The 3,604-nt window shown below is 54.1% G+C and carries 5 protein-coding genes and 1 pseudogene; all 6 read right to left on the bottom strand.

The annotated features are described in order from the left end of the window. Window positions 1-529: NuoB/complex I 20 kDa subunit family protein (locus ACILP3_RS10530; protein WP_395616581.1), on the bottom strand; the 529-nt coding region annotated here is incomplete at its 3' end. Continuing rightward, on the bottom strand, window positions 520-894 hold the full coding sequence (gene ndhC, locus ACILP3_RS10525) for an NADH-quinone oxidoreductase subunit A (protein ID WP_296197889.1): 375 nt from the start codon (window positions 892-894) through the stop codon (window positions 520-522). The genes ndhC and ACILP3_RS10530, both read right to left, overlap by 10 nt. 102 nt (window positions 895-996) lie before the next feature. Beyond that, window positions 997-1,815 carry an inositol monophosphatase family protein gene (locus ACILP3_RS10520; protein WP_395616580.1) on the bottom strand — a complete coding sequence of 273 codons (819 nt, stop codon included), beginning with the start codon at window positions 1,813-1,815 and terminating at the stop codon, window positions 997-999. Beyond that, a complete protein-coding gene (gene efp / locus ACILP3_RS10515) occupies window positions 1,815-2,378 on the bottom strand; it encodes an elongation factor P (protein ID WP_295491160.1) in 564 nt (187 codons plus the stop codon). Before efp ends, ACILP3_RS10520 begins: the two co-directional genes overlap by 1 nt. Before the next feature lie 81 nt (window positions 2,379-2,459). Beyond that, window positions 2,460-3,083 (bottom strand): thiamine phosphate synthase, encoded by a 624-nt coding sequence (gene thiE, locus ACILP3_RS10510; protein WP_395616579.1) that lies wholly within the window; start codon window positions 3,081-3,083, stop codon window positions 2,460-2,462. Between the two features lie 278 nt (window positions 3,084-3,361). Further along, a pseudogene (locus ACILP3_RS10505) lies at window positions 3,362-3,604 on the bottom strand (class I fructose-bisphosphate aldolase); the annotation flags it as partial.

The raw sequence follows: 3,604 nt of genomic DNA, 5'->3' as shown, positions 1-3,604 counted from the left end.
CGATAGTCCCTGTCCGGCGGATTTTGCGCTGCAACTGCATGATACCGTATAGCAACGCTTCGGCAGTTGGCGGGCATCCGGGAACATAAATGTCTACCGGCACAACACGGTCGCATCCGCGCACAACACTGTAGCTATAATGATAATAGCCACCGCCATTGGCGCAACTGCCCATGGATATGACATATTTGGGTTCAGACATCTGGTCGTAAACCTTGCGCAAAGCAGGTGCCATTTTGTTGCACAGCGTGCCTGCGACGATCATCACGTCGGACTGACGCGGTGACGCGCGCGGCGCGATGCCAAAACGTTCAAAGTCATAACGCGGCATGTAACCGTGGATCATTTCCACCGCACAACATGCAAGGCCAAAGGTCATGGGCCACAATGAACCCGTACGTGCCCAATTGAACAGGTCTTCCGCCGAAGACACGACGAAACCCTTATCGTTCACTTCGCTTTCGATATCTTTGAAGAACGCAGCATCTGGCGCTTGTACGTCAGAGAGTGATGGCGTGATTACTCCCATTCGAGTGCTCCCACTTTCCATGCATAGATAAATCCGATGACCAATTCGAACAGGAACAGCATCATGGTGCCCCAACCGATCCAGCCTGTTTCACCCAGGCTGACCGCCCAAGGGAATAAAAACGCCGCTTCAAGGTCGAAAATGATAAACAAAATCGCAACGAGGTAGAAACGAACGTCAAATTGGCTGCGTGAATCTTCGAAAGCCGGAAAGCCGCACTCATACTCAGTAAGCTTCGCCTCAGTCGGCTTATGCGTCCCCGTCAGTCGTGAAACCCCCATCGGCAGAAACACAAATGCCGACGACAATGCGAGCGCCACCACCAAGAAAAGCAGTATGGGCAAATATTGCGACAAATCAGTCATATCAGACTCGCTTCCGAAACCCCGTAAGTTGCGGCGCTTTTAGGCAGAAGAGTCCTGACCTGCAAGGCCAAGACTCGTCATTTTTTATGCCTTTTTCGATGATTATTTTATGGCGCCAACCAACAGTTTATGCAGCTTGCTATGGAGGATGTCATTTGCCGCCAAAACCTGAACATCTGCGATGTGCGGGCTACGTCCCCGATAGTCAGTTACAAAGCCGCCCGCCTCGCGCACAAGCAGGCATCCAGCCGCCGTATCCCAAGGAGATAAGCCACTTTCCCAGAAACCATCATAGCGGCCAGCGGCCAGCCAAGCGAGATCAAGGCTCGCCGCGCCAAAACGCCGAATGCCCGATACCGATGGACCAATGGCGCCAAAAATCTTGGCCCATTCTTCAAAATCACCATGGCCCTTATAAGGTGTGCCAGTCGCGATGAGCGCTTCGTTTAGCTGACGGCGTGCAGATACCCGCAAACGGCGGTTGCCAAGCCAAGCCCCCTTGCCACGCTCGGCCCAGAAGCTTTCGTCGGTGATCGGGTTGTACACAAGGCCTGCAAAAATATCGCCCCAACCTGAACCATCGGGCTTGGGATCTTGCACGGCAATCGAAATTGCGAAATGCGGGATGCCATGGAGGAAGTTACTCGTTCCGTCGAGCGGATCGACGATGAAGCGTGGTTTACCCTCTGCGCCTGCAATCTCGCCGCCTTCTTCCATCAGGAAGCCCCAGTCGGGCCGCGCGATTTCGAGCTCACGGAAAATCGTATCTTCAGCACGTTCATCAGCCTTCGATACGAAATCTGCAGGCCCCTTTTGCGAAACCTGCAAATGTTCGATCTCGCCAAAGTCGCGGCGAAGCTTGCCGCCCGCTTTACGAGCTGCTTTTTCCATGATGGTCAAAAGACCCGTTAATGCTGGCATTAATCGGCCTTCCGGACATATTCCCGTTCGTAAACATCAACCACGATCCGCGTACCAGCGCTGATGAAAGGCGGCACCATGACCCGAACGCCATTGTCGAGAATTGCAGGCTTGTAGCTGGATGACGCCGTTTGGCCTTTTACCACTGCGTCTGCTTCGACAATCGTCGCCTCAATCTGGTCCGGCAAAGCAACCGAGAGCGCTTCGTCATCATACATTTCCATAACAACATCCATGCCATCCTGAAGGAAAGCAGCGGCGTCTCCGAGGAGGTCGCTTGGCAAAGTTACCTGATCGTAGGTTTCCTTGTCCATGAACACCAGATTATCGCCCTCAGCATAGAGGAATTGGAAATCTTTCTGGTCAAGGCGTACTTTTTCAACGCTTTCCGCGGAACGAAAACGGATATTATTCTTGCGGCCATCGCGGAGATTTTTGAGCTCAACCTGCATATATGCGCCGCCTTTACCCGGTTGGGTGTGCGCGGTCTTTACAACGCGCCATAGGCCGCCTTCATATTCCAATATGTTACCCGGCTTGATTTCAACCGCGTTGATTTTCATGAGTATACTCGCTTGACAGATGGAAAGAGCAGGCACGCAAAAACGTGCCGATAAACGCGGCCTTTAACGATGACGGCGCCATTAGGCAAGCAGTGCGTTGAACGCCTTGACCGCTTCGGCCGGACCTTGTGGATAGTTCCAGACCGCACCGCTCACCGCAATAAAATCCGCGCCAGCATCAATCAATGGCTTAGCATTGTCAGAGGTGATGCCACCAATGGCAACGCAGGGGACTTCTGTCACAAACGACCATTTCTGTAATGTGTCGAGATCAGCGACATGCTCCACCGTCTTCGTCGCTGTGGGATAAAAAGCGCCAAATGCGACATAATCGGCCCCAGCCTCCGCTGCCTCCATCGCGAGATGACGGCTGTTGTGACAGGTCACGCCAATCTGTGCGTCGCGGCCAAGCAGTTCTCGCGCCTCACGAACATCGCCATCGCCCTGCCCCATATGCACGCCGTCGGCTTTTAACCGCTTGGCCAAAGCAACGCTGTCGTTCACGATAAACGCAACGTCATGCGCCGCGCAAATGGCCTGCAATGGTTCCGCAAGGGCCGCCGCCTCGTGCTGATCCAGGTCTTTGACCCGAAACTGGAAAGCCGCGACGGGGCCAGCGGATAAGGCAGCCTCAAGCTGAGCCGGAAAATCGCCACCGACTTCAAGCGGTGAGATCAAGTATAATTGGCAGGGAAATTCTCTCATGCCGGGGTCATTAGCGGGCCTTTAGGCCGGCGGCAAACATCTTGCGCATTTACCGCCGGCCCCTCTCCAAACTTAGGGTCAGGACCACTTAAATCCACCTTCACGGTTTGAGGCCATATTGTTCAGTGCAAGGCGGCAAAGCGAAGGGCTTAGTGGTTCTAAGTCCAAGCTTGCCAACGCGGCAATGGACAATATGGGTCAAATCCGAAGGACGCCAAAATGGCTTTGATATCTTTGCCATTTTGACGCCGCGAAGGTGGATTTAAGTGGTCCTGACCCTAGGTCGCGGACGCCGCGTGGATTTCGTCAATGGCGCTGGCAAGCGCGGTATCAAATTCCTCAGCCGTCATCTGGTAACGCAAATCTTCCAACAAGGCCCGCGAGAAGCTCGCAATCATGCCGGTATTCTTGGCCAGTTCAGCGCACGCCTCTGGACGAGCATAGCCGCCGGAGAGCGCAACAACGCGCAACACACGAGGATGATTGATGAGCGCGTCAAACGTACCCGCCTGTGCTGGGAT

The organism is Sphingorhabdus sp. (assembly GCF_044239665.1).
In the GTDB taxonomy this organism is placed as follows: Bacteria; Pseudomonadota; Alphaproteobacteria; order Sphingomonadales; family Sphingomonadaceae; genus Sphingorhabdus_B.
The sequence above is the reverse complement of the archived record's forward strand: the minus strand, read 5'-3'. Positions and strand labels throughout refer to the sequence as shown.